Annotated in this window: 1 protein-coding gene; it reads right to left on the reverse strand. The window is 65.2% G+C overall.

What is annotated here, in order from left to right; translation table 11 throughout:
* Positions 1-289: 289 nt before the first annotated feature.
* Complete coding sequence (locus FVE25_RS15940) at positions 290-640, reverse strand: hypothetical protein (RefSeq protein WP_157247731.1); 351 nt, start codon at positions 638-640, stop codon at positions 290-292.
* Between the last annotated feature and the right edge of the window lie 1,657 nt (positions 641-2,297).

The following is a 2,297-nucleotide window of genomic DNA, read 5'->3' on the forward strand; positions in this document are numbered from 1 at the left end:
CGCCGCCCGGCTCAGCAGTTCCGCACGCTCGTCCTCGGACAGCGTGACTTCCACAGCGGAAGGCCCCGGATGCGACATGCCAACAGGCTACTTCCTTACCCTCAGAATTTCTGGCGCATCACACTAGCGAGCTGGTCTGGAGATGCGTGGGCAGTGGCGGCGGAGCCGGGCGATCATCTGGTCGGTGGTCGTGGTCCGCCAAGGGGATGGCCGGGGCTGGTCGTTCCACGCGTTGATCCACTCCTGCGGCGCGGGCTTGAGTGCGTTCAGTGACCAGGGCTTGAGTGTTTCAGTGGCCGGGCTTGGGTGTTTTCAGTGGCCAGGGCTTGAGTGTGTTCAGTGAGCAGATGGTGGCGCGTTGCAGCAGATCGGCCAGCAGGAACGCCAGGCGGGGCACGTCTTGGCTGGCGTCCACGACGATAAGGATGTCGCGGTCGCCGTCGGGGAATCGGCCTGCTTCGATCAGGTGCTCGACGACCTGGCACTGACGATCTGGTGCTCGACGACCTGGCACTGACGATCTGGTGCTCGACGACCTGGCACTGACGATCTGGTGCTCGACGACCTGGCACTGACGATCTGGTGCTCGACGACCTGGCGCTGACGAACTGACACTGACGATCTGGTGCTCGACGATCAAGCGCTGACGATCTGGCGCAGTTGGCTGGCGCTGACCTGTGTGAGGTCAGCGCGCGCGCCAGCCGGATGGTGTCCGGCAGTTGTGGTCCAGGAGGTGCGTCTGGCCTCCAGGGCGGCGACGCTGGTGTACGGCCAACTGGGCATGATCTGATGCTTGGTCTTCTCGCTGCGGGCCTAGGTTTGGCAGAAGGAGCGGTCGGAGCAGGTGACGGCGTCGGGCCGGCGGGACGGGACACCTCTGCCGCGAGCACGATCCGGCCGTCGGCAGCTCGCGGCAGCAGGGGTGATGTCGCTGGCGCACGTTGGAAGCGGCCAACCTCGAGCTGGCCATGGTTGAGTCCGCCGTAAAGGGCACCGTGCGCGCGCTGGTGCTCCGGCATCGGTGATGGCTCTACCCGCTCTGTCAACGCCGGTGCTGGCTCTGTCGCCGTGCTGGCGTCGGTGCTGGCTCTGGCCGTTGTGCCGGCGCTGGTGTCGGCTCTGGCCGTTGTGCCGGCGTCGGTGCTGGCTCTGGCCGCTGTGGTAGCGCCGGTGGTAGCTCTGCCTGCTGCTCTGGCGCCGGTGCCGGTGCCATCCACTGCGCCGGCACCAGTGTCGGCTCCACCAGTGTCTTGGCTGGCCCTTCGGTGCACCACGCCGTCTCGGCCAGCTTGAACTGCTCATCGCGCCGAGTGTTCAGGCACGTGGAGAACTCCTGCCGGAACTCCGACAGCCCAGCAGGCTCGTCTGGCCGGGTGCTTGTCGCGTCGGTCGATGAGCCTTCGTGCCGCCGTCGTGCATGCCGGATTGCACATCGCGGTCACCGCCTCGCTTCGGAGTCTTGGTCGAATTCGAGGATGAGACGGTGGCTGGCCCCATATCGTGGCGACATATCGTGCCGAAACAGTCAAAATCGGCTGGATGGTGATGTATCACCCGAACCGATGGAACATCGCGTATGTGAAGGTCGGAACTTGCCCGGCACGCTGACCGAATGACGGCCGGGGCGGCCTCGGGGTGGCGGTCGAGCTTCGAGACAACCCCGCCGGAGCGCTCGCCTTGGGCGCGGGTCAGTAGGGGCACGTCCTGGTGTAGGTCGCCGTGGTGACCCATCCTGGGTTGCCTGCAACAGCGTGCTGCTGCTCAGCGTACGTGTGGACATGGATGTTCGGCGTTAGATACCTGTGAGAGCGGAATTTGGCGCGATACAGATACCCGTTGTGGCTGTGGATGGCGCTGGTTCCGTGACCGCAGTACGTCCGGTGGCTTGCGGAGGCGGAGGCGGCATTGGAGCCGGCGGTCAGAAGACCAGCGATCGCAGTGGCGCAGAGGATCGCACCAGCAGTCCTGTGGAACGTCATGACGGCGTCTCCCAGAGCGGTGGATGAGGTGGAGCACGACCGGTGCCCAACGCATTCGCCGGGCGAGATGGCGTGCTCCTTGAGACCCATGTTCATAAGTTCTCGGCGGGCAATACCAGGCATTCTGATGGCCGGGACAGTCCCGGACGTCCGCCCTATCAGGAGAGCCAGGCACTCTTTCCGGAGGAGTTGGAGTAGCAGACCCCACCCCGTTAGCCCATTGCCGCTTGCGGCAGCGTCGCTCACCGACACTGGCGGCAGCCGCCAGTGTCGGTGAGCGAAGCATGTGTCAGCACCGCAGGCGAATCACGAAAGGAT

Source organism: Nonomuraea typhae (genome assembly GCF_009760925.1).
Classification (GTDB): Bacteria; Actinomycetota; Actinomycetes; order Streptosporangiales; family Streptosporangiaceae; genus Nonomuraea; species Nonomuraea typhae.